This is a genomic window from Pseudomonas sp. HR1 (assembly GCF_030175875.1).
In the GTDB taxonomy this organism is placed as follows: domain Bacteria; phylum Pseudomonadota; class Gammaproteobacteria; order Pseudomonadales; family Pseudomonadaceae; genus Chryseomonas; species Chryseomonas oryzihabitans.
In genome coordinates, this window is sequence record NZ_JASNRF010000002.1 from 380000 (window position 1) to 402427 (window position 22428).

The window sequence follows — 22428 nt, forward strand, 5'->3', positions numbered from 1 at the left end:
TAATACTTACGGCAGGACGTTGAGGACTTCGTAACAGGCACCCATGGTGTGGTAGTCGACCTTGCCGGCCGGACTCTTGTCGTCGGAGTACTTGTGGTTCCGACGGTCGAGCAGGCGCCACCACGCGCCGTGCTCGTGATCGATGAAATGCGTCCAGCTGTAGCGCCAGAGCGCCTCATAGTGTTCCCAGTAGCGGGCCTCGCCACTGCGCTCCGCGAGCAGCGCCGCGGCGGCCAGGGCCTCCGCCTGCACCCAGAAATACTTGTCCGGATCGCAGGGCGAGCCGTCCGGGGCGAAGCCGTAGTAGAGACCGCCGTGCTCGCCATCCCAGCTCAGGCGCCAGGAGATGTCGAACAGCGCCTGGGCGCGCGGCAGCAGCCAGGGCTGCGGGCGATGGCGCTCGAGGATGAGCAGCAGCTTGGCCCATTCGATCTGGTGCCCCGGCTGGAAACCCCAGGGCCGGAACAGGTTGGCCGGATCGTCGCGGTTGTAGTCCCAGTCGATGGACCAGTCGCTGTGGTAGTGCTCCCAGACCAGGCCGCCGGGGACCTCGTCGGCCACCCCGCCCTGCCCCAGGGTCAGTGCGGCCTGGCGCTGGGTCATGTTGCGCGCCAGGGTCTCGGCGCGGTCCAGGTAGCGCACCTCGCCACTGGCTTCGAAGGCGGCCAGGAGGGCTTCGCAGGCGTGCATGTTGGCGTTCTGGCCGCGATACGGCGCCACGGTCTGCCAGTCGGCGCTGATCTCGTCGACATAGAGGCCATCGGCTTCGCGCCAGAAATGGGTCTCCAGGGATTCCCAGGCTTCGCTCAGCCAGCCGCGGGCTTCCTCGATGCCGGCCTGCAAGCCGTGGGCATAGGCCAGCACCACGAAGGCCAGGCCATAGCAGTGATTGGTGCCATCCACCACGGTGTCGCCGTCGAGCAGCCAGGCATAGCCGCCATTGGCCTGGCGATGCCGCTCGCGCAGGTATCTCAGGCCATGGCGGGTCGCGTCCAGAAAGGCCGGATCGCCATAGTGCCGGTAGGCCATGGCGAAATCGAAGACGAAGCGGGTGCTGGAGACCAGATGGCGGGTCTGGCTGTCGTAGACCGTGCCGTCGTCCTTGAAGAAGTGATAGAAGCCGCCTTGCCGATCGACACAGCGGGGATGGTAGAACGCCAGGGTGTGGCGGACGTGCTCCAGCAGGGTGTCGCGACGACGAAAATCGGGGAAGTCCATCGGGTTTCCTTGGCGGCTATTGTTGTTGTGGGAACGCGGTCTAGAGGGGGCTCACCTGCAGCAGGGCTTCGACGTCGGCGCGGGTCGGCGCATAGGCGCCGGCATGGCGGCAGGACACCGAGGCACTGGCCGCGGCGAATCTCAGGCGCTGCTGCAGATCGGTCAGGCCCAGCAGGCCGGAGGCCAGCCAGCCGGCCATGCAGGCGTCGCCGGCACCCACGGTGTCGGCCACGTCCACGGCGATGGCGGCCTGCTGCCACTCGCCTTCCGGCGTATAGAGCACCAGGCCGTGTTCGCCGCGGGTGAAGAGGATGCGGGCGTGGGGATTGAGGGCGCGCAATTCGTCCAGCGCGGCACGCTCGTCCAGGCCCGGATAGATCTGGCGGATGTCTTCGTCGGACAGCTTGATGTCGTCGGCCAGGCGCACCAGCTCGGGAAAGGTCTGCTGGCGATAGCGATCGTCCATCAGGTTGCGCCAGTTGGGGTCGTAGCTCAGGCGCTTGCCGGCGGCCTTGGCCTGACGGGCCAGGTCCAGCAGGGTGTCGGCCAGCGGATAGCGGGCCAGGCTGATGCAGCTGAAATGGCAGACCTCGGCGGCCTCCAGCCAGCCTTCGGGCAGCAGCGCCGGATCGAACTGGAGATCGGCTTCGCCAGCGAAGAAATAGCGCGGCGGACGACTCGACGGCACGATGGCCACCAGCGGATCGGCGGCGACGCGCTGCAGGAAGCGGGTATCGAGGCCGGCGGTTTCCGACTGCCAGGCGATCTCGTCACCCAGACCGTCCTGGCTGATGGCGCCGCCAAAGGCGCTTTCCACGCCCAGCCGGGCCAGGCCACGCGCCACGTTCCAGGGGGCACCGCCCGGGTAACCCCGCCATTCGCCAGGATTACCCTGGACGATGTCGGTGAGGGCTTCGCCAAAGACCACAACGCGGGGTAGTGCCATTGTTGTTCTCCTGTCTGTCACGGCGGCCGGAGCTGCACTCCTGGCCTCTGGTAGGGCCGCGACCCGACGTCAGGCGCGGCGGCGGGCGGACCTTACCATTGCTGTAACGTTTCAGCCATGAGCTCCGTTCAAGAAAGTCGGCGACCGCTCGCAGGATCGAACAGCACCGCCCGTCGCGAATCGATCCGCCACAGCACCTGGTCGCCGGCCCGCGGCGCTTCACCCGGGGCCACCCGGCAGCAGACCTTGGTGCCGTTCCACTCGGCATACAGCAGGGTATCGGGACCGGTCGGCTCGACCACCTGGATCCGCGTCAGGATGCCTGGCACGGCGTTGTCCGCCGGATGCGCCGACTGGATCTGCTCCGGGCGCACCCCAAGGATAGCCTCTCGCCCCGCGAGCGCTGGATCCAGATCGGGCAGGTCCACCTGGCTGTCGCCGATATCACCGGTGACGCGGGCGACCACCCTGCCCTCGCGCGCTTCCAGGCGCACCGGCACGAAGTTCATCGGCGGCGAACCGATGAAGCTGGCGACGAAGAGATTGGCCGGATCGTTGTAGATCTCCTCGGGGGTGCCGAATTGCTGCACCTCGCCGTCCTTCATCACCGCGACGCGGTCGCCCAGGGTCATGGCTTCGATCTGGTCGTGGGTGACGTAGACGGTGGTGGTCTGCAGGCGCTGGTGCATCAGCTTGATCTCGGTGCGCATCTCCACCCGCAACTTGGCGTCGAGGTTGGACAGCGGCTCGTCGAACAGATAGAGCTTGGGCCGGCGGGCCAGGGCGCGGCCCATGGCCACCCGCTGCTGCTGACCACCGGAGAGCTGCGCCGGCTTGCGGTCCAGCAGATGCTCGATCTGCAGGAGCTTGCTGACCCGCGCCACCTCGGCGTCGATCTGCTCCTTGGGCGTCTTGCGGATCTTCAGGCCGAAGGCGATGTTCTCGCGCACGGTCATGGTCGGATACAGGGCGTAGGACTGGAACACCATGGCGATGTCCCGGTCCTTGGGCTCGACCTGGGTGACGTCCTCGCCGTCCAGGCAGATGGCGCCGCTGCTGATGTCTTCGAGGCCGGCGATGGCGTTCATCAGGGTGGATTTGCCGCAGCCGGATGGCCCGACCAGGATGAGGAACTGACCGGCGTCGATGCGGATGTCGATACCCTTGAGGGCTTCCTGGGCGGCGTTGCCGTAGGTCTTGCGTACGCTTTTGAGTTCGAGAGCTGCCATGGTGGCCTTCCTTATCCTTTGACCACGCCCGAGGTCAGGCCCCGGACGAAATACTTACCCGCGAAGATGTAGACCAGCAGCGTCGGCAGCGCGGCGATCATGGCGGCGGCCATGTCGACGTTGTATTCCTTGGCGCCGGTGCTGGTGTTGACCAGGTTGTTCAGGGCGACGGTGATGGGCTGCGACGACCCGCTGGCGAACACCACGCCGAACAGGAAGTCGTTCCACACCTGGGTGAACTGCCAGATCAGGCTGACCATCACGATGGGCGTGGACAGCGGCAGCAGGATCTTGAAGAAGATGGTGAAGAAACCCGCCCCGTCCAGCCGCGCCGCCTTGATCAGGGCATCGGGGATGCCCACGTAGTAGTTGCGGAAGAACAGCGTGGTGAAGGCCAGGCCGTAGATCACGTGCACCAGCACCAGGCCGGCGGTGGTATTGGCCAGGCCCAGCTGGCCGAGGGTGAAGGACATCGGCAGCAGGATCACCTGGAAGGGAATGAAGCAGCCGAACAGCAGCAGGCTGAACAGCAGATTCGACCCGCGGAACTGCCACTTCGACAGGGCGTAGCCGTTGAGCGCGCCGATGAAGGTGGAGATGAGCACCGCCGGGACGGTGATCATGAAGGAGTTCCAGAAGTAGCTGTGCACCACGTCCCAGGCCTTGAGCCAGCCGATGATCGTCCAATCCAGGGGCAGGCTCAGCAGGTTGCCGGTGCGGACGTCGTCCGGGGTCTTGAAGCTGGTCAGCAGCATCACCAGCAACGGCACCAGATAGACCGCGCAGGCGATGATCAGGGTGGCGTGGATGGCCACGCGATTGACGTTCAGAGCCTTAGCCATTTCGCTTGCTCCGCAATTCCGAGTAGAGGTAGGGCACCAGCACCGCCAGCACCGCGCCGAGCATCAGCACCGCACTGGCCGAACCCAGGCCCATCTGGCCGCGGGTGAAGGTGTGCTGGTACATGAACACCGCCGGCAGGTCCGAGGCGTAACCGGGGCCGCCCGCGGTCATGGCCATGACCAGGTCGAAGCTCTTGATGGCGATGTGGGCGAGGATCATCACCGCACTGAAGAACACCGGCCGCAGGCTGGGCAGGACGATGCGCAGGTAGATGGTCGGCAGCCCTGCCCCGTCGACCTGGGCGGCTCTGAGGATGGAGGAATCCACGCCGCGCAGGCCGGCGAGGAACATGGCCATGACGAAACCCGAGGCCTGCCAGAGGGCGGCGATCAGCAGGCAGTAGATGACCCGGTCGGGATCCACCAGCCAGTCGAAGCGAAAGCCTTCCCAGCCCCAGTCGCGCAAGAGCTTGTCGAGCCCCATGCCGGGGTTGAGCAGCCACTTCCAGGCGGTGCCGGTGACGATCATCGACAGCGCCATGGGATAAAGGTAGATGGTGCGGATGAAGCCTTCGCGGCGGATGCGCTGGTCCAGCAGGATGGCGAAGAAGACGCCGATGGCCAGGCTCAGCAGAATGAACAGGCCGCCGAAGATCGCCAGGTTCTTGCAGGCCACCAGCCAGCGATCGTTTTCCATGAGCCGGGCGTACTGGGCGAAGCCGGCGAAAGTGTAGCTGGGCAGGAAGCGCGAGTTGGTAAAGGAGATCACCGCCGTCCACAGCATGTAGCCATAGAGGCAGACGACCATGGCGATGGCCGTGGGCGCCAGCACCAGCTTGGGCAGCAGGCGCTGCAGCCGGTCCGGACGTCGACTGACGGTCGCGACGGGAAGGGTTTCGGTAAGAGCCATGGGGCGCTCCCAAGGGGTGGTATTATTTTTATGGAGCTGGCCGGTCTCAGAATGCATCGCGGCACAGCACCTGGGCTTATCGCGGCCATGGGCCGCTCCTACAGGCAGTTCCGGCGCCTGCAGGAGCGGTCTCAGCGGCGGACCGCCATGGCCGCGATTGGCCTTACTTCGCGGCCTGGATGGCGGCGACCAGTTGCTCGGTGGCCTTCTTCGGATCGGCGTTGGCGTCGTTGAAGAAGTTGGTCACCACGTCAAAGATGGCGCCCTGCACATAGCTGGTGTTGGCCATGCTGTGCGCCATGCTCGGCTCGGCCTTGCCCTCGGCGTTGGCCGTCTGGAAGTCCTTGGCGGACTGCTGGGCGCAACTGTCGAACTTGGCCAGGTCGATGTCGTTGCGTACCGGGATGGAGCCCTTGTTGAGGTTGAACACCTCCTGGAAGGGCTTGTCGATGACGGTGCGCACCAGGTCGTCCTGGGCCTTCTGGTTATCCTTGTTCTTGATCTTGAACATGGCCAGGGAGTCGATGTTGTAGATGAAGTCGCCCTGGGTGCCCGGCATCACCACGCACTCGTAGTCGACGCCCGGCTTCTTGCCGGCAGCGGTGAATTCGGCCTTGGCCCAGTCACCCATGATCTGCATGCCGGCCTTGCCCTCGATGACCATGGCGGTGGCCAGGTTCCAGTCGCGACCGGCGGCGTTGGGATCGACATAGCCCTTGATGCGCTTGAAGGTCTTGAACACCTCGACCATCTTGTCGCTGCGGATGGTGTCGGCATCGGTCTGGACGAAGACCTTGTCGTAGCCTTCCGGACCCATGATGGCCATGACCAGGGATTCGAAGATGGTGCCGTCCTGCCAGTTCTGGCCACCATGGGCCAGGGGCACGACGCCGACGGCCTTGAGCTTGTCGGCGGCCTCGAAGAATTCGTCCAGGGTGGTGGGGACCTTGGCGCCGGCCTTCTTGAAGACGGCGGGGTTGATCCACAGCCAGTTGATGCGGTGGATGCCGGCCGGTACCGCGACGTATTCGCCATCGTGCTGCATGGTCTGGGCCACGCGCTTGGGCAGGATGGTGTCCCAGTTGCCCTGCTTGGCGATGTCGCTGATGTTGGCCAGGAAGCCCATGCCGGCCCATTCCTGGATGTCCGGGCCCTTGAGCTGGGCGGCGGACGGCGGATTGCCGGAGACGGCGCGGGTCTTGAGCACGGTCATGGCGGCCTCGCCGGCGCCACCGGCCACGGCGAAGTCCTTCCAGGTATCGCCCTGCTTCTGCATCAGTTGCTTGAGGACATCGACGGCGCGAGCCTCGCCACCGGAGGTCCACCAGTGCAGCACCTCGACCTCACCGGCATGGGCGGTCAGGGGGGCGGCGAGCGCGGCGCAGGAAAGGGAAACGGCGAGAGCGAGACGATTCAACGCATTCATGAGGGGGTCGTTCCTTGTTGTTTTTTTATTGGAGCTGGGCCGAGTCTAGTCAGACGACTGCGGCCGTGGGTAACGAAGGGAAGGAGATTTGTCACGGGCTGGTGACATAGCGAAAAACGGCTACCTAGCTGCGCGGCAGGGTCAGGGTAACCCGCAGACCGCCCTCGCGCCGGTTGCGCAGCTCCACCTCGCCACCATGGGCATGGGCCAGGTTGCGGGCGATGCCCAGGCCCAGGCCATAACCCTGGCGGTCGGTGGCCAGACGGACATGGGGCTGGAACACCTGCTCCAGCTCCCGCTCCGGCACTCCCGGGCCTTCGTCGTCGACATGCAGGACGAAGGTCTGGCCGTCGTCTTCCACCTGCAGGTGGGCGCGATAGCCATACTTGAGGGCATTGTCCAGCAGGTTGCCGATGCAGCGTTTCAGCGCCAGCGGCTTGCCCAGCAGGGTGCCCCGGGCTTCCCCGGTGAGGCGCACCCGCGGTGGCTGCTCCTGGGTGAAGGGCTCCACCAACTGCAGCAGCAGCGCCTGCAGGTCGACCGGCTCCAGATTCTCGTGGATGTCGGTGTCCTTGACGCACTGCAGGGCGCCCTTGACCAGCAGGTCCAGCTCGTCGAGATCGCGCACCAGCTTGGCCTGCATCACCTCGTCGTCCACCAGCTCGGCGCGCAGACGCAGCCGGGTAATGGGCGTGCGCAGGTCGTGGGAGATGGCGCTGAACAGCTGGGCGCGCTCGTCCAGGTAACGGGCGATGCGTTCACGCATGGCGTTGAAGGCGCGGGTGACCTCGCGGATCTCCTGGGCGCCCTCCTCGCGCACCGGCGGCGTATGCACCTCCAGCGACAGCTCTCGCGCGGCACGCGACAGCCGCTTGAGCGGGCGACTCTGCCAGCGGATCAGCAGGCCGATGAACAGCAGCAGGAAGGCGCTGCTGAAGACCATGAACAGCAGCTGCTGCAGCGGCAGCCAGGACTCGTCCAGGCTGTAGTAGGGCGCCGGCATCAGGGTGGCGAGATACACCCACTCCCCTTCGCCGATGCGGATCTGGGTCACCAGCACCGGCGGCTCCAGCGGCTCCAGACTCAGGGCGTAGTGTGCCCAGGAGCGCGGCAGTTCGTCGAGCGCCACGGCGCCGTTGAATAGCCGCAGCTGCTGCGGGCCGATGAATTCGACGTACATCGGCATGGCCGCGCCCAGGCGTTCGCGCAGTACCGCCTCGACCCCCTGGAGCACCGCCCGGCGGCCGGGCGTATCCGGCAGCGCCTGCATGGTCAGCGGCTTTTCGTTGAGCGAGACGAAGAAGCGCGTGCCGCCCATGTTGCGCAACTGCTCCAGCACCAGCGGCCGATAGGCCGGCGGCAGCAGGCTGAAGTAGCGCACGCTGGCGGCGATGGAATAGCCCAGGCTGCGGGCCGCCGTCTGCAGGCCCTGGTTGCGGTCGCTGCGCAGGGAGGCGGACCAGAACAGTGCCGAGGCACCCTGGGCCAGGAGCACCGCCAGCAGGGTCAGGAGCAGCATCCGCGCCAACAGGGAACGCGGCACCAGCCGCGCGAGCAGACCGCTACACCGCATCGGCGACCAGTCCGCTGACCTCGGCGGCGAGCAGATAGCCGGAACCCCGTACGGTGCGGATCAGCCGCGGCGACTTGCCGGTGTCTCTCAGGCGCTGGCGCAGGCGACTCACCGCCATGTCGACGATGCGCTCCAGCGGCAGCACCTCGCGCCCGCGGGTGGCATTGGCGATGGTGTCGCGATCGAGGATCTGCTGGGGATGGTCGAGAAATAGCTTGAGCAGGGTGAAATCGGCGCCGGAGAGGATCACCTCCTCACCGTCGCGATGGAACAGCCGGTGGCTGACCGGATCCAGGCGCCAGTCGTCGAAGGTGAGCAGACCGGTGGCCGCCGGGCGCGTCTCGCCGAAGCCGGCCCGGCGCAGCAGCGCCTTGATGCGTGCCAGCAATTCACGCGGACTGAAGGGCTTGCCCAGGTAGTCGTCGGCGCCCAGCTCCAGGCCGATCACCCGATCGGCTTCGTCGGAACTGGCGGTAAGCATGATGATGGGGACCTGGCGGCAACTGGACTGCTCGCGCATCCAGCGGCAGAGGGCGAAGCCGTCTTCGCCGGGAAGCATGACGTCGAGGATCAGCAGATCGGGGACGAAGTCGCCCAGCGCCCGGCGCAGTTCGCGGCCGTCGCCGACGGCGCGCACCAAATAGCCGGCACGGGTGAGATAGGCGTCGAGAAGCTCACGGATTTCCCCGTCGTCGTCGACGACCAGGAGGGATTTGCCCAGGGTGGACATGGCGATGTTCGCTCTTGTTGTCTTGGCCGGAGGCCAGCTACCGGTAGTGCCGGCAGCATACCGGGGTCGGGCGACCTTGAGTAGTCGCCCGACCCCGGGGATGGATCAGGCCTGCCGTGCCTCGGCGATGGTCTGATCCAGGGCAACGCCGGCACCGAACAGGCCCGGGTACTCGGCGGTCACCAGCCAGGCCGGGATGTCCTTGAGGTAGGCGCTGCTGGTCTTGCCCTTGTCGGCGAAGGCATGGGCGAAGGCCCCGCTCTGGAAGCGCTCGACGAAGCGCGGCAGGATCCCGCCGGCGATGTAGACGCCCCCCAGGGCGCCCAGGGTCAGGGCCGCGTTGCCGGCGACCCGCGCCAGCCAGATGAAGAACTGTTCCAGCACGGCGTCGGCATAGGGATCACCCTTGAGCGCCAGCTCGCAGATGTCCGCCGCGCTGTGCAGGGCGGCGGTCCGGCCGTCCAGTTCGCAACTCGCGTGATAGAGGTTGACCAGGCCGCTGCCGGACACCACGCGCTCGGCGGAGACGTGGTTGCCGAACTGGCGCTTGAGGATCTTCCAGATATCGAATTCGCGCTGGGTGTTGATCGGCAGGTCGACATGACCGCCCTCGCTGGGCAGCACGATCCAGCGATCCTTGCCGCTCGGCACCAGGCTGGCGAGACCCAGGCCGGTGCCCGGCCCGATCACCAGGCGCGGGCGGGTCGGCAGGGCGATGCCGTCGCGCACCTGGACGGAGTCCGCCGGGTCCAGGCGGGCGATCGCCCAGGCCATGGAGGTGAAGTCGTTGATCAGCAGCAGATGGGTCAGGCCCAGCTCGCGGCAGAACTGCTCGCGCTTGATCACCCAGTGATTGTTGGTGAAGCGGAAGTCACCCTCGCCCACCGGGCCCGCACAGGCGAGGCACACGGCGGTGATGTCGTCCAGCGCCACGCCGGTCTGCGCCAGGTACTTGCGCACGGCGTCTTCCGGGCAGGCGTAATCCGCACAGGCGAAGACCTCGATGGCCTCCAGGCGACCGTCGCGCCACAGGGCGAAGCGGGCATTGGTGCCCCCGATGTCGCCAACCAAAGCCAAACTCATTTCAGCGCCTCCAGGCTGGAAGTAAATGCACTGGCACCTGATTCGGCCGTGCTCATGGCGCCGCGCATGAAGGCGAACAACTCACGACCACAGCCTACCCCGGTGCCCTGGGGCGCTTCGACCGCCTGGCGGGCCATCCATTCGTCCGCCGGGACCAGAATCTTCAGCTCTCCGGTACGCCCATCGACACGGATGAGATCGCCATCACAGACCTTGGCCAGCGGACCGCCATCGATGGCTTCCGGGCACACGTGAATCGCCGCCGGAACCTTGCCCGAGGCGCCGGACATGCGGCCGTCGGTGACCAGCGCCACCTTGAAACCGCGATCCTGCAGCACGCCCAGGTAGGGGGTGAGCTTGTGCAACTCGGGCATGCCCAGGGCCTTGGGTCCCTGGAAGCGTACCACCGCGACGAAATCGCGCTCCAGCTCGCCGGCCTTGAAGGCGGCCGCCAGTTCGCTCTGGTCATGGAAGACCCGCGCCGGGGCTTCCACCAGCTGGTGCTTGGGCGCCACGGCCGACACCTTCATCACGCCGCGACCGAGGTTGCCCTGCATGACGCGCAGACCGCCCTCCTCGTTGAACGGGCGACTGGCCGGACGCAGGATGTCTTCGTCCAGGCTCTCGGCCCGGCCGGTGCGCCATTCCAGCTTGCCGTCCACCAGGAAGGGTTCCTGCAGGTAGCGCGACAGGCCACGGCCCATGATGGTGTTGACGTCTTCGTGCAGCAGCCCGGCCTCGAGCAGGGTGTGCACCATGAAGTTGACGCCACCGGCGGCGTGGAAGTGGTTCACGTCGGCCTTGCCGTTGGGATAGACCTGGGCCAGGGTCGGGGTCACCGCCGAGATCTCGGCCATGTCGTCCCAGGTCAGTTGGATGCCGGCGGCCTGGGCGATGGCCGGGATGTGCAGGGTGTGGTTGGTCGAGCCGCCGGTGGCGCTCAGGGCCACTACCGAGTTGACGATGGACTTCTCGTCGACGATCTCGCCCAGCGGCATGAAGTTGCCACCCTGGTGGGTGATGCGGGTCACCTGGCGCGCCGCCTCGCGGGTGAGTTCGTCACGCAGCGGGGTGTAGGGATTGACGAAGGAGGAACCCGGCAGGTGCAGGCCCATGACCTCCATCACCACCTGGTTGGTGTTGGCGGTGCCATAGAAGGTGCAGGTGCCGGGGCTGTGGTAGGACTTCATCTCCGATTCCAGCAGCTCTTCGCGGGTCGCCTTGCCCTCGGCGAAGGCCTGGCGCACGCGCGCCTTCTCCTTGTTGGAGATGCCCGACGGCATGGGGCCGCCCGGGACGAAGATCATCGGCAGATGGCCGAAGCGCAGCGCGCCGATCATCAGGCCGGGAATGATCTTGTCGCAGATGCCGAGCAGCAGCGCGGCGTCGAACATGTTGTGCGACAGGGCCACGGCGGTGGACATGGCGATGACTTCGCGACTCGCCAGACTCAGCTCCATGCCGGCCTCGCCCTGGGTCACGCCATCGCACATGGCGGGTACGCCACCGGCGAACTGACCGACGGAGCCGATCTCGCGCAGGGCCTGCTTGATGATCTCCGGATAGTGCTCATAGGGCTGATGAGCCGACAACATGTCGTTGTAGCTGGAAACGATGGCGACGTTGGCCTGGTCCATCAAACGGAGGCGCTGCTTATCCGTCGAGGATCCACACCCGGCGACGCCATGGGCGAAATTGGCGCATTGCAGTTTGCCGCGCTGCGGACCGTCGCTGGCGGCGGCCCGGATCATGGCGAGGTAACGCTCACGGGTCGGACGACTGCGTTCCACCAACCGCTGTGTGACTTCGAGGACGCGAGGATGCATGGTTTCGATTCTCCACCGGGCTAAATTTGTTGTTATTTAAAACATTCACAGCCAAATTGGCGCTATTATTCCGCTTAGCACGCGTCATGTGTAATGTTTTTTACAACAAAACCCAGCTATCGCGAGGTTTCTCTCAATGAGTATTCGTATTGCCATCAATGGTTTTGGACGCATCGGCCGCAACGTGCTGCGGGCGCTGTATACCGAAGGCTATCGCCAGGACCTGGAGGTCGTCGCGATCAACGACCTGGGCGACGCCGCCATCAATGCGCATCTCCTACAGTATGACAGCGTTCATGACCGCTTCCCTGCCGAGGTGTCCGTCGAGGGCGACAAGCTGGTGGTCAATGGCGATCGCATCGCCGTGACGGCCATCCGCAATCCGGCCGAGCTGCCGTGGAAAGAGATGAAGGTCGACGTGGTGTTCGAGTGCACCGGTCTCTTCACCAACCGCGACAAGGCCGCTGCCCACCTGGAAGCCGGCGCCTCCAAGGTGATCATCTCGGCCCCGGGCAAGGACGTGGACGCCACCATCGTCTATGGCGTCAACGACAACATCCTGCGCCAGTCGCACCAGATCATCTCCAACGCCTCCTGCACCACCAACTGCCTGGCGCCCGTCGCCCAGGTGCTGCAGCGCGAACTGGGCATCGAGAACGGTCTGATGACCACCATCCATGCCTACACCAACGACCAGAACCTGTCGGACGTCTATCACTCTGATCCCTTCCGGGCGCGTTCGGCCACCCAGTCGATGATCCCGACCAAGACCGGTGCCGCCGAGGCCGTGGGCCTGGTACTGCCGGAGCTGCAAGGCAAGTTTAGCGGCATGGCCGTGCGGGTGCCGACCATCAACGTGTCACTGGTCGATCTGACCATCCTGACCGCCAAGGAAACCGACGCCAAGACCATCAACGCCTTCATGAAGGCCGCGGCCGAAGCCTCGCCGGTACTGGGTTACAACGACAAGCCGCTGGTCTCCATCGACTTCAACCACAACCGCCTGTCGTCGATCTTCGACGCCAACCACACCAAGGTGAGCGGCAAGCTGGTGAAGATCATGGCCTGGTACGACAACGAGTGGGGCTTCTCCAACCGTATGCTCGATACCTGCAAGGCGCTGGTCAACGCGCCGGCCTGAGGTCTGTAGGACTCAGCTGAAAAAGCGCCTTCGGGCGCTTTTTTCGTTTTCGGCTGCGGCAAGGTCGGTCCATGGATGCGGCCGCTCCTGCGGGGGAGTTCCGAGGATAAGAGCCACTGTCTTTATCGCGGCCATGGGCCGCTCCTACAGCAGCTGGATCTTCTGTAGGAGCGGTCGCTACGGCGCACCGGCATGGCCGCGATACGAGTCGGAGCCTGTTCCGGTCAAGCACCCATAGTGAGCCCTGCCCCTCACCCCGGCCCTCTCCCCGAGGGAGAGGGGTTGTTCGAGCGAGCGGTTGGTCTTCCGCGGCCAGGAAAGCACCGTAGCGTGGAAAACGGCGCAGCCTTTTCCGCTTGGGCCTTCATCGTGAAGCGTGCCCTCACCCCAACCCTCCCCCAGGGAGAGGGGGTTGTTCGAGCGAGCGGTTGGTCTTCCGCGGCCAGGAAAGCACCGTAGCGTGGAAAACGGCGCAGCCTTTTCCGCCTGGGCCTTCATCGTGAAGCGTGCCCTCACCCCAACCCTCTCCCCGAGGGAGAGGGGGCTATTCGAGCGAGGGGTCTGCTTTCGGCGGGAAAGGGGCGGCTCAGCGTGAAGGTTGGGTTGAGCAACGCGAAGCCCAACGGGCCCGACTCAACCCTGGTCTTCCTCGTCCACCGCCTGCTGCAGATCATCGAAATCGGTCTTGAGGCCGGTTTCCATGGCGTCCAGCTCGGTGAGCAGGGTGCGGAAGCTGGTGCGTTCGGGAAGCACCAGGGTGCCCTCCTCCACTTCTTGCGCATCACCGACGCCCAGGGCCGCCAGGCTCAGTTCGGGGTCTTCCAGCACCGAGGCCGGCTCGGGCTCCAGTTGGCGGACTTCGGCCAGGGGCGGCAGCTGGTCGAGGCTGCGCAGGTCGAAATAGTCTAGAAAGGTCTTGGTGGTGGCGAACATGGCCGGGCGCCCGGGCACGTCGCGATAGCCGACCACGCGGATCCAGTCGCGCTCCAGCAGCGTCTTGACGATCTGGCTGTTGACCGCCACCCCGCGCACCTCCTCGATCTCGCCGCGGGTGATGGGCTGGCGATAGGCGATTAGCGCCAGGGTCTCCAGCATGGCGCGGGAATAGCGGGGCGGGCGCTCTTCCCAGAGCCGTCCGACCCAGGGCGCGTACTTTTCGCGCACCTGCAGACGATAGCCTGAGGCCACTTCCTTGAGTTCGAAGCCGCGCTTGCGGCAGGAGCCGCCGAGCACCGCGAGACCAGCACGCAGGTGGGCGGGCTCGGGGCGTTCGTACTCTTCGAAGAGTTCGGCCAGGCGCTCCAGGGTCAGAGGTCGGCCGGCGGCGAGCAGGATGGCTTCCAGCAGCGGCGCCAGTTGCTTGGGATCGGTGTAGTTCATGGGCGGCGATGATAAGGCCGGGCGCGGGTGCCGCCAAATCCAACCTGTCGCAGGATGGCCAGATTCTTGGGGTGTTTGACCTTGTCGCCAGCCTGGCGGCCAGGGCATCCTCGGCAGATCGCTACGGAGAGCCACCCATGCCGCTGATCGCCGCCCTGCTCTATCCCGATGTCATGAGTCTGGACGTCACCGGTCCGCTGCAGGTGTTCGCCTCGGCCAATCTGGAACGGGAGCGCCAGGGGCTGCCCGCCCACTATCAGTTGCGCCTGCTGGGCGCCGCCGAAGGGCTGGTGCGTACCTCCGCCGGGATCGGCATCCAGGCCGAACAGAGCTGGTACGACCTCGACGTGGGCGAGGTGGACACCCTGCTCGTCCCCGGCGGCCTGGGCATCGAGACGCTGCGCCAGGACGCCGGGCTGCTGGCCTGGCTGCGCGACCTGGAACCCCGGGTACGACGACTCGGCTCGGTGTGTTCCGGCGCCCTGCTGCTGGCCAGTGCCGGGCTGCTGGACGGCCGGCGCGCCACCACCCACTGGGCCTATGTCGACGAACTCGCGACCTTTCCGGCCATCGCGGTGCAGGGCGATCGCCTGCATACCTACGATCCCCAGGGACGCGATGGCGATCCCCATGTCTTCACCTCGGCCGGTGTCACCGCCGGCATCGACCTGGCGCTGGCGCTGGTAGAAGCCGATCTCGGGCGCCCTCTGGCCCTGGCGGTGGCGCGCCGGCTGGTGATGTTCCTGCGCCGCCCCGGTGGCCAGGCGCAATTCAGCGCCTGCCTGGCCCCTGACCCGGGGCGGACGCCGCGACTGGCCGCCCTGCTCGACTGGATTCCCGGTCACCTGGGGGAAGACCTGGGCCTGGAGCGCCTGGCCGAGCGCGCCCATATGGCGCCGCGCACCCTGTCGCGCCTGTTCAGCCGCGAGGTGGGCATGGGACCGGGGCGCTATGTCGAGCAGGTCCGCCTGGAGACGGCGCGGGCGCTCCTGCAGGACGGCCAGGCGTCCATCGCCACCGTGTCGCGCCTGTGCGGCTTCGGCCATCCGGAAAACCTCCGGCGCACCTTTCACAAGCACCTGGCGGTCAGCCCCCAGGACTACGCAGCGCGCTTTGGCGCCTGATTAGGGAGAGACGGTCATGCTGGACATGCGTACCTCGTGTGAACACTGCGCCAAGGCGCTGCCGATGGAGAGCGAGGAGGCGCTGATCTGCTCCTATGAGTGCACCTTTTGCGCGGAATGCGCCGCGGGGCCGTTACAGCAGCGCTGCCCGAATTGCCAGGGGGAGTTGCTCAGGCGACCGCGGCGGGAACCAAAGGACCCGGAAGATTGAATCGACGCCGGGCGTATCGACAGCCGTAGCGTGGAAAACGGCGCAGCCTTTTCCACTGGGCGTCCGCGGTGAGGCGTGCCCTCACTCCAGCCCTCTCCCACGGGGATAGGGGGCTATCCGCCCTGCCCTCACCGCAACAACCCCGCCTCCGCCCGGATCGGCTCGGGCGTAGGCTCGCCCAGCAGGTCCAGCACGGCGATCTCCAGGCCGCGGCTGAGGGCGTCCAGTGGCAGGTGGTTGGGCTGGGTGCCGAAGGGATCGGCGATCTGGTCGCCCAGGGCGTCCAGGCCGAAGAAGGTGTAGGCCAGCACCAGCACCGCCAGGGGCGTGAACCAGCCCAGGCTGTCCACCAGGCAGAACGGCAGCAGGAAACAATAGACGTGCACCACCCGGTGCAGCATCAGGATGTAGGGATAGGGAATGGGCGTCTGGCGGATGCGCTCGCAGCCGCTGAGCACCGCGGTCAGCCGGTCCAGCTGGTGGTCGAGGTTGGCGATCAGCGGATCGCCGAGGCCTTCCTCGCGGGCCCTGGCGACCAGCCGGGTGCCCAGCCGGCGGATCAGCGCGCTGGGTCGGTGCGGTGCCGCGAGCAAAGCATCCTCTCCCACCAACACGCGCTGCAGATCGGCCGACGGCGCTTCACGGCGCAGGTGGTCACGCAGGGCATAACCGAAGGCCAGCAGCGGAGTCAGCAGCTCGCGGCGCTCGGTCGAGCTCAGCCCCGGCAGCAGGGTCTCGACCTGGCGCGCCAGGTTGCGCCCGGCGATCAGCAATTCGCCCCACAGACCGCGCGCCTCCCAGAAGCGCTGGTAGGCGGTGGTGTTGCGAAAGCCGAGAAAGATCGCCAGGGTCAGACCCCAGAGGGTCAGCGGCGTGGTGGTCAGGCCGAAGTCGAAGCGCAGGAAGACGCCATGGCTCAGGGTCACCGCCAGGCTCAGCAGCACCACATAGAGCAGCTTGGGCCAGATCGCCTGGACGATGGAGCCGCGAACGGTGAACAGCAGCTCGCGCAGCGAGGGATTCTGGGGACGGGTGATCACAGCGGTGTTCTCGATTGAGGTAAGGACTTCGACGCTATCCGCGTCCGGCAGTGCCTGGGGCCCCTCGCGGTTCAGGGTCCGAACAGCACCCCGACCAGGGCCCCGCCGGCCAGCAGCCACAGCGGATGCCAACGGGTGAACAGCGAGCCCAGGGCGCCTGCGGCCAGGATCAGCACCCACAGCGGCGCGGTGGCCACGCTGCTGCCCACCAGCCAGGCGCTGGCCGCCACCAGGCCGACGGTGACCGGCACCAGCCCGGCCTGCAGATGCCGCCGCCAGGGGCGATCGGCGAAGCGCTGCCAGAGGTGTAGCACGCCCAGGGTCAGCAGCGAGGACGGCACGAACTTGGCCAGGGAGGTCACCAGCAGCCCCGGCCAGCCGGCCACGTGCCAGCCGATCAGCGGCACGATCATGAGGTTGGGACCGGGCGCGGCCTGGGCCAGGGCGAACAGGGCGGCGAAGTCGGCGGCGCTCATCCAGCCGTGCACCGTCACCACCTGGCGCTGCATCTCCGGCAGCACCGAGTTACCGCCGCCAAAGGCCAGCAGCGACAGCTGGGTGAAGATCAGCGCCAGGGCCAGCAGAGTCGTGCTCATAGGCCCTGCCGATAGCTGAGCAGCACGCTGATGGGGGTGAGCACCAGCATGGTCCAGAGCAGCGGCAGTTTGAGCAGCGCCAGGGCGAGAAAGGCCAGGCAGGCGATGCCCAGGGCCAGCCAGCGACCGCGCAGGGGCTGGACCAGCTTGACGGCCATGGCCACCAGCAGCCCGGCCGCCGCGGCGGCGAGTCCGGCGAAGGCGCGCCCCACCAACGGATCGTCGTGGTAGCGGTCATAGAGCACGCCCAGGCCGACCACCACCAGGGTCGGCCCCACCAGCAGTCCGGCGGCAGCGGCCAGGGCGCCGCTCCAGCCGGCGAATCTCATGCCCACGGCCACCGAGAGGTTGATGATGTTGCCGCCCGGCAGGAACTGGCAGAGACCGAGCAACTCGGTGAATTCCTCCGCCGACAGCCAGCGACGCTTCTCCACCAGGTAGCGCCGCGCCAGCGGCAACACCCCGCCGAAGGCCGTGATACCCAGGCCGAAGAAGCCCAGGAACAGATCGCGGCGGCGCGGGCGGTTCAGGGTGGGAGCGGTCTCCATGGGCACCTCTCAGCTAGAGCCAGAGCGACAACAATAGCGTACCCGCGAGGCCGGTGACGGAAACCAGCGTCTGCAGCACCGACCAGACCCACAGCGTCTGCTTGAGCTCCAGGCCGAAGTATTCGCGCACCATCCAGAAGCCGGCGTCGTTGACATGGCAGAAGAACACCGAACCGGCGCCGATGGCCAGGGCGATCAGCGAAGCCTGGGGACCGGCCAGCCCGGCCACTACTGGCGCGAGGATCCCGGCCGTGGTGGTGGTGGCCACCGTCGCCGAACCGGTCGCCTGGCGCAGCGCCACGGCGATCAGCCAGGCCAGCAGGATGTAGGGCAGATGGGCGCCTTCGGCCACCTTGGCCACGGTATGGCTGACGCCGGCGTCGAGCAGTGTCTGCTTGAGGCCGCCGCCGGCGCCGATGGTGAGCAGAAGCGCGGCGATGGGTGCCAGGCTCTTGCGCAGCACGCCACCGACGCGCTCGCGCGGCATGCCGCTGCCCCAGCCGAGCAGCACCGTGGCCGCCAGCACGGCGAGACCCAGGGCGATCAGGGGTTCACCGAGAAACTTCAGCCCCTCCGCCAGACCGCTGTGGGGATCCAGGGCGACCTTGGCGAAGGTGCTGCCCAGCATCAGCAGCACCGGCAGCAGGATCACCAGGAGCGACAGGCCGAAACCCGGCTGGCGGGCGTGCTGGTCGCGGGCGCTGAACAGCTCGCCCAGTTCCGCCGGCGGCTGGATGGTCATGCGCCGCGACAGCCAGCCGCCGTACAGCGGGCCGGCCAGGATCACCGCCGGGATGGCGATCGCCAGCCCCAGGAGCATCGTCAGGCCGAGGTCCGCGTGCAGCGCCCCGACCGCAATGAGCGGACCGGGATGCGGCGGCAGCAGGGCATGCAGGGTGGTCATCCCGGCCAGCGCCGGAATGGCGATGCGCAGCAGCGGCTGCCCGGAGCGCTGCGCCATGACGAAGATGATGGGCACCATCAGCACAAGGCCCACTTCGAAGAACAGCGGCAGGCCGATGACCATGGCCACCAGCGCCATCACCCACGGCAGGCTGCGGCCCTTGCCCAGCCCCAGCAGGGTACTGGCGATGCGGTCGGCGGCGCCGGACTCGGCCATCAGCGCGCCGAGCATGGAGCCCAGGGCGATGATGATGCCGGCCTCGCCGAGGATGCCACCCGCGCCCTTGCTGAAGGCCTTGGCCACGGCCTCGGCGGGCAAGCCGGCGCCCAGCCCGGCGATGAAGGTGCCGATGAGAATGGACAGGAAGGGGGGCAGACGGGTGACGCCGATGAGCAGGACGATGGCCAGAATGGCGGCCAGGCAGCAGAAGATCAGCCGGGTGTCATGGGCGACCCAGGCGAGCGCAGCAGGATCCACAGGTGACTCCTTGTAACTTATTGTTTCAGGATCACCTTAACCGAAACGCCGGCCGAGGTACGACGTAAATCGAAATAAAGCCTGTCGCTTATTGCACTTAGCTTGCGAACCTCAGCCGTTTCGCACGATCCAAACAGCGTTCGGTCGTGACCGAATCCCTTACCCTTTGCTTGCAGGCGGTTGGCATGAACGAAACCTCTACTCTCTGGCAGCAGACCCTCGCCCAGTTCCGCGACGGCACCGGCTCCACCCTGCCCACCCCGGGCAGTGGCGCGGCGGCTACGGTGGCGGCCTGCCTGGGTGTCGCCCTGATCCTAAAGGGCCTCAAGCTCAGCCAGCAGCGCCAACCGGTGACCCGCCACGCCGACCTGATCACCGTCGGCGAGCGCCTGCAGGAAGCCCTGAGCACCTGTGCCGATGCCGATGTGCAGGCCTTCGCCAACTACCTGGAAGCCGATCGCCAGGCCAGCGGCGCCAGTGCCGAGGGCGAACGCCGCCAGCAGGCGCTCAATCTGGCCGCGGCCAATGCCGTGCAGATCCCCATCGCCACCGCCCAGCTGTGCCTGGAGGCCCTGGACCTGGCCGTCACGGCCACGCCGCTCACCGTCGAGCCGCTGCGCAGCGACACCCTGGCCGGTGGCCGCCTGGTGCATGGCGCCCTGGGCGCCGTGCTCACCACCGTGGACGCCGACCGCAATGGCCTGAAATCCGGTGACGCCCGGGAGGCCGCCCGGCAGATGCGCGACAAGCTCCAGCAGCAGGCCGACCAGCGTCTCGCCCAGCTGAGCGCCACCCCCGTACCGCCGGCCATGGGCTGACGCGCGGTGCTGGCCCGCCTGGGCTGGGTCCTGCGCGGACTGCAGCGACGCCTGTGGTTTCGCGCCACCCTGTTCTCGGTCGCCGGGGTGGCGACCGCCCTCCTCGCCCTGCTCCTGCGCGACCATATCCCGACCTCGCTGCCGGCCAAGGTCGGCGCCGATGCGGTCGACAAGATCCTCACCATCATCGCCAGCAGCATGCTGGCGGTGACCACCTTTTCCCTCAGCACCATGGTGACGGCCTACAACGCCGCCGCCAGCAGCGTGACGCCCCGTGCCTATCCGCTGCTCCTGGAAGACAGCACCACCCAGAACGCCCTGGCCACCTTTCTCGGCTCCTTCCTGTTCAGCCTGGTCGGCATCATCGCCCTGAGCACCGGGCTCTACGGCGACAACGGCCGGGTGGTGCTCTTCGCCGTGACCCTGGTGGTGATCCTGCTGATCGTCTTTACCCTGCTGCGCTGGATCGACCATCTCTCGCGACTGGGCCAACTGGATGCCACCAGCGACAGCATCGAGGACGCCGCCAGACACAGTCTGCAGCGCTGGCTGGCCCAGCCCTACCTGGGCGGAGTGGCGGCGCCCGTCGATGAGCCCGCCCGTGGCCGCCCGGTCATGGCCGACCGCACCGGCTATCTGCAACGGGTGGACATGCCACTGCTGGCCGACCTCTGCGGTGACCAGGGTCGCCTGCGCCTGGCCGCCCTGCCCGGCGCCTTTCTCGATCCGGCGCAGCCGCTGCTCTGGGTCGAGGGCCTGCCACCGGAAAAGGACCAGCGCCTGCGCGCCGCCTTCACCCTGGATGCCCGCCGGGTACACGACCAGGATCCGCGCTTCGGCCTGACGGTGCTGGGCGAGATCGCCACCGGGGCGCTGGTGCCCTCGCGCAGCGACTCGGGCACCGCCATCGCCATCCTCGGTCGCGCGCAACGGCTGCTGACGGCGCTCACCGAGCCGCGGGAAGCGGTCGAACCCCGCTATCCGCGGATCGAGGTGCCGGAGCTATCGCTGGATGACCTGTTCGACGACTTCTTCCTGCCGGTGGGTCGCGATGCGGCGCCGCTGGTGGAAGTGGGCATGCGGCTGCAGAAAGCCCTGGGGCGCCTGGCGGTCCAGGGCGATGCCCGGATCAGGCGCGAGTGCCTGCGCCATTCGCGCCTGGCGCTGACCCGCGCCGAGGCCACCCTTGGCCAGGCCGAGGACCGCGTCATCCTCCAGCAACTGGCCGCGGACGTCGAACGCCTCTGCACGGCGCGCCAGTAGTGCAGCGCTAGCGCGACCAGGCCGGATCGGTGGTGAAGGCGATGGTCAGCCAGCGGTCCGGCCCCTCGCCGCCAATGGCCTCGCCGATCTGGTCGCGGATGGCGTCCCATTCGTCCAGGGTCTTGGCCGGCCACCCCAGGGGCACGATGAAGTAAAGCTCGATCTGCCGCGCCCGGCCGACCTTGGCCACATAGGCGCGATAGTCGAGAAAGCCGAAGCGCGTGACCATGCCCCGGGCGACTTCATCGACCTGCCGCTTGAGCTCCGGCGGGGTCACCATGAGGATCTCCCTGACGGCCTGCCAGACCAGCCTGAGCGGTATGGGGATGATCAGCACGCAGATGATCGACAGCACCAGGGGATCGATGTAGGGCGTGATCCAGGCATAGACCGTGCCCTGGGCCAGGGCGCCGATCAGGAAGGCCACCACCAGGGCAGCCGAGATGCTGCCCGACATGATCCAGCTCTTGATGTCGAGCCTGAGGAAGTCCGACTGGATGTCGCGGTTCAACCGGTGCACCAGGGCGGCGAATCCAAAGCAACTCAAGGCCGCGACCAGCGCATAGAGGAGCGCCATGCCGAATGCCAGTGCCTTGCCGCCACTCATCAGGCTGATGATCGAGTTGACCAGCGCGTAACAGGCCACGATGCACAGCACGCTGCCGTTGAGCGCCAGGACCATGGGTTCGAGGTGCCAGAAACCCATGTTGAAGCGCTCGGCCAACCGCCGATCGCCCTCCGGTTCCTGCGCATGCCGGTGGATCAGCATGGCCACCAGCAGCGCCACGCCGCTCATGAAGGCGTCGGTCAGCGAATAGAAGCCGTCGAAGACGATGGCATAGGAACCGGACAGCACCCCGAAGGCGATACCCACGGCCGCCAGCAGCACCGTGACGGCAATGGAAAAGCGCAGCACGCTGCGCTCGTTGCTCAGCCATTTCAGCATGATCGACTCCGGCCACGGGATCGCCTCCCGGCGTGGCCAACGGGTTGAGTTAACGCCAAGCATAGAGGCCGACAGCTCAACCTGCATGGGCGGTCCGGCAAGGCTTCCATGCGCGGACGCAATCAAAAGGCGGTGGGCTTCGGGTGTACACTGCAGCGGTGCTTTTTTCTCCCGGGATCTCTGGCAGCCGCCTGTCC

21 protein-coding genes are annotated in these 22428 nt (G+C 66.9%); 5 read left to right on the plus strand and 16 right to left on the minus strand.

What is annotated here, in order from left to right:
- Positions 1 to 6 precede the first annotated feature (6 nt).
- From QKY98_RS09075 to edd, 10 genes are all read right to left on the minus strand, one after another.
- On the minus strand, positions 7 to 1218 hold the full coding sequence (locus QKY98_RS09075; protein ID WP_284670729.1) for an AGE family epimerase/isomerase: 1212 nt from the start codon (positions 1216 to 1218) through the stop codon (positions 7 to 9).
- Between the two features lie 40 nt (positions 1219 to 1258).
- Complete coding sequence (locus QKY98_RS09080) at positions 1259 to 2164, minus strand: carbohydrate kinase family protein (protein WP_007158672.1); 906 nt, start codon at positions 2162 to 2164, stop codon at positions 1259 to 1261.
- A gap of 128 nt (positions 2165 to 2292) precedes the next feature.
- Positions 2293 to 3393, minus strand: coding sequence for an ABC transporter ATP-binding protein (locus tag QKY98_RS09085; protein WP_284670730.1), 1101 nt, complete (start codon positions 3391 to 3393; stop codon positions 2293 to 2295).
- A gap of 11 nt (positions 3394 to 3404) precedes the next feature.
- Positions 3405 to 4235 (minus strand): carbohydrate ABC transporter permease, encoded by an 831-nt coding sequence (locus tag QKY98_RS09090; RefSeq protein ID WP_007158674.1) that lies wholly within the window; start codon positions 4233 to 4235, stop codon positions 3405 to 3407.
- Entirely contained in the window at positions 4228 to 5145 is a 918-nt protein-coding gene (locus QKY98_RS09095) for a carbohydrate ABC transporter permease (protein ID WP_027599667.1), read from the minus strand. Before QKY98_RS09095 ends, QKY98_RS09090 begins: the two co-directional genes overlap by 8 nt.
- A 163-nt stretch (positions 5146 to 5308) precedes the next feature.
- The gene (locus QKY98_RS09100) at positions 5309 to 6571 is read right to left on the minus strand and encodes an ABC transporter substrate-binding protein (protein ID WP_044342565.1); all 1263 of its coding nucleotides are present in this window, start codon (positions 6569 to 6571) and stop codon (positions 5309 to 5311) included.
- A 124-nt stretch (positions 6572 to 6695) separates the two neighbouring features.
- Positions 6696 to 8144, minus strand: coding sequence for an ATP-binding protein (locus tag QKY98_RS09105; protein WP_108580971.1), 1449 nt, complete (start codon positions 8142 to 8144; stop codon positions 6696 to 6698).
- The gene (locus QKY98_RS09110; RefSeq protein ID WP_007158678.1) at positions 8134 to 8874 is read right to left on the minus strand and encodes a response regulator; all 741 of its coding nucleotides are present in this window, start codon (positions 8872 to 8874) and stop codon (positions 8134 to 8136) included. Before QKY98_RS09110 ends, QKY98_RS09105 begins: the two co-directional genes overlap by 11 nt.
- A gap of 105 nt (positions 8875 to 8979) precedes the next feature.
- Complete coding sequence (locus tag QKY98_RS09115) at positions 8980 to 9957, minus strand: glucokinase (RefSeq protein ID WP_007158679.1); 978 nt, start codon at positions 9955 to 9957, stop codon at positions 8980 to 8982.
- Positions 9954 to 11783 carry a phosphogluconate dehydratase gene (gene edd / locus QKY98_RS09120; RefSeq protein WP_007158680.1) on the minus strand — a complete coding sequence of 610 codons (1830 nt, stop codon included), beginning with the start codon at positions 11781 to 11783 and terminating at the stop codon, positions 9954 to 9956. The genes QKY98_RS09115 and edd overlap by 4 nt, the downstream gene beginning before the upstream one ends.
- A gap of 136 nt (positions 11784 to 11919) precedes the next feature.
- On the opposite strand from edd, the gene gap reads away from it, so the two are divergent.
- Positions 11920 to 12924 (plus strand): type I glyceraldehyde-3-phosphate dehydrogenase, encoded by a 1005-nt coding sequence (gene gap, locus QKY98_RS09125; protein WP_007158681.1) that lies wholly within the window; start codon positions 11920 to 11922, stop codon positions 12922 to 12924.
- Positions 12925 to 13557: 633 nt separating this feature from the next.
- Here the strand turns inward: gap and scpB are convergent.
- A complete protein-coding gene (scpB, locus tag QKY98_RS09130) occupies positions 13558 to 14304 on the minus strand; it encodes an SMC-Scp complex subunit ScpB (RefSeq protein WP_044342567.1) in 747 nt (248 codons plus the stop codon).
- Positions 14305 to 14441: 137 nt separating this feature from the next.
- On the opposite strand from scpB, the gene QKY98_RS09135 reads away from it, so the two are divergent.
- Positions 14442 to 15428, plus strand: coding sequence for a GlxA family transcriptional regulator (locus QKY98_RS09135; protein ID WP_077172618.1), 987 nt, complete (start codon positions 14442 to 14444; stop codon positions 15426 to 15428).
- Positions 15429 to 15453: 25 nt separating this feature from the next.
- Positions 15454 to 15639: a DUF1272 domain-containing protein gene (locus QKY98_RS09140; RefSeq protein ID WP_284670939.1), complete on the plus strand. Its 186-nt coding sequence runs from the start codon at positions 15454 to 15456 to the stop codon at positions 15637 to 15639.
- Positions 15640 to 15767: 128 nt separating this feature from the next.
- On the opposite strand, the gene QKY98_RS09145 is transcribed toward QKY98_RS09140, so the two are convergent.
- The 4 genes from QKY98_RS09145 to QKY98_RS09160 all read right to left on the minus strand — a co-directional run bounded on the left by QKY98_RS09145 (position 15768) and on the right by QKY98_RS09160 (position 19204).
- Positions 15768 to 16679 (minus strand): bestrophin family protein, encoded by a 912-nt coding sequence (locus QKY98_RS09145; RefSeq protein ID WP_027602042.1) that lies wholly within the window; start codon positions 16677 to 16679, stop codon positions 15768 to 15770.
- Positions 16680 to 16750: 71 nt separating this feature from the next.
- Positions 16751 to 17275: a chromate transporter gene (locus tag QKY98_RS09150; protein ID WP_007158686.1), complete on the minus strand. Its 525-nt coding sequence runs from the start codon at positions 17273 to 17275 to the stop codon at positions 16751 to 16753.
- Positions 17272 to 17823: a chromate transporter gene (locus tag QKY98_RS09155; RefSeq protein ID WP_027602041.1), complete on the minus strand. Its 552-nt coding sequence runs from the start codon at positions 17821 to 17823 to the stop codon at positions 17272 to 17274. The genes QKY98_RS09150 and QKY98_RS09155 overlap by 4 nt, the downstream gene beginning before the upstream one ends.
- Positions 17824 to 17836: 13 nt before the next feature.
- Complete coding sequence (locus QKY98_RS09160) at positions 17837 to 19204, minus strand: GntT/GntP/DsdX family permease (RefSeq protein ID WP_267398376.1); 1368 nt, start codon at positions 19202 to 19204, stop codon at positions 17837 to 17839.
- 185 nt (positions 19205 to 19389) lie between these two features.
- On the opposite strand from QKY98_RS09160, the gene QKY98_RS09165 reads away from it, so the two are divergent.
- Together QKY98_RS09165 and QKY98_RS09170 are read left to right on the plus strand one after the other, a co-directional pair.
- The gene (locus tag QKY98_RS09165) at positions 19390 to 20022 is read left to right on the plus strand and encodes a cyclodeaminase/cyclohydrolase family protein (RefSeq protein WP_027599677.1); all 633 of its coding nucleotides are present in this window, start codon (positions 19390 to 19392) and stop codon (positions 20020 to 20022) included.
- Between the two features lie 6 nt (positions 20023 to 20028).
- Entirely contained in the window at positions 20029 to 21285 is a 1257-nt protein-coding gene (locus QKY98_RS09170) for a DUF2254 domain-containing protein (RefSeq protein ID WP_284670731.1), read from the plus strand.
- 7 nt (positions 21286 to 21292) lie between these two features.
- Here the strand turns inward: QKY98_RS09170 and QKY98_RS09175 are convergent, their stop codons facing one another.
- On the minus strand, positions 21293 to 22231 hold the full coding sequence (locus tag QKY98_RS09175; protein WP_284670732.1) for a cation diffusion facilitator family transporter: 939 nt from the start codon (positions 22229 to 22231) through the stop codon (positions 21293 to 21295).
- Positions 22232 to 22428 lie beyond the last annotated feature (197 nt).

Bases quoted from the DNA above. Each gene is read 5' to 3' on its own strand.
- scpB (WP_044342567.1), bottom strand. From the start codon at position 14,304: ATGAACTACACCGATCCCAAGCAACTGGCGCCGCTGCTGGAAGCCATC.
- QKY98_RS09135 (WP_077172618.1), top strand. From the start codon at position 14,442: ATGCCGCTGATCGCCGCCCTGCTCTATCCCGATGTCATGAGTCTGGAC.
- QKY98_RS09115 (WP_007158679.1), bottom strand. From the start codon at position 9,957: ATGAGTTTGGCTTTGGTTGGCGACATCGGGGGCACCAATGCCCGCTTC.
- QKY98_RS09085 (WP_284670730.1), bottom strand. From the start codon at position 3,393: ATGGCAGCTCTCGAACTCAAAAGCGTACGCAAGACCTACGGCAACGCC.
- QKY98_RS09150 (WP_007158686.1), bottom strand. From the start codon at position 17,275: ATGAGCACGACTCTGCTGGCCCTGGCGCTGATCTTCACCCAGCTGTCG.
- edd (WP_007158680.1), bottom strand. From the start codon at position 11,783: ATGCATCCTCGCGTCCTCGAAGTCACACAGCGGTTGGTGGAACGCAGT.
- QKY98_RS09075 (WP_284670729.1), bottom strand. From the start codon at position 1,218: ATGGACTTCCCCGATTTTCGTCGTCGCGACACCCTGCTGGAGCACGTC.
- QKY98_RS09105 (WP_108580971.1), bottom strand. From the start codon at position 8,144: ATGCGGTGTAGCGGTCTGCTCGCGCGGCTGGTGCCGCGTTCCCTGTTG.
- QKY98_RS09155 (WP_027602041.1), bottom strand. From the start codon at position 17,823: ATGGAGACCGCTCCCACCCTGAACCGCCCGCGCCGCCGCGATCTGTTC.
- QKY98_RS09080 (WP_007158672.1), bottom strand. From the start codon at position 2,164: ATGGCACTACCCCGCGTTGTGGTCTTTGGCGAAGCCCTCACCGACATC.
- QKY98_RS09090 (WP_007158674.1), bottom strand. From the start codon at position 4,235: ATGGCTAAGGCTCTGAACGTCAATCGCGTGGCCATCCACGCCACCCTG.
- QKY98_RS09140 (WP_284670939.1), top strand. From the start codon at position 15,454: ATGCGTACCTCGTGTGAACACTGCGCCAAGGCGCTGCCGATGGAGAGC.
- gap (WP_007158681.1), top strand. From the start codon at position 11,920: ATGAGTATTCGTATTGCCATCAATGGTTTTGGACGCATCGGCCGCAAC.
- QKY98_RS09095 (WP_027599667.1), bottom strand. From the start codon at position 5,145: ATGGCTCTTACCGAAACCCTTCCCGTCGCGACCGTCAGTCGACGTCCG.
- QKY98_RS09165 (WP_027599677.1), top strand. From the start codon at position 19,390: ATGAACGAAACCTCTACTCTCTGGCAGCAGACCCTCGCCCAGTTCCGC.
- QKY98_RS09110 (WP_007158678.1), bottom strand. From the start codon at position 8,874: ATGTCCACCCTGGGCAAATCCCTCCTGGTCGTCGACGACGACGGGGAA.
- QKY98_RS09100 (WP_044342565.1), bottom strand. From the start codon at position 6,571: ATGAATGCGTTGAATCGTCTCGCTCTCGCCGTTTCCCTTTCCTGCGCC.
- QKY98_RS09175 (WP_284670732.1), bottom strand. From the start codon at position 22,231: ATGCTGAAATGGCTGAGCAACGAGCGCAGCGTGCTGCGCTTTTCCATT.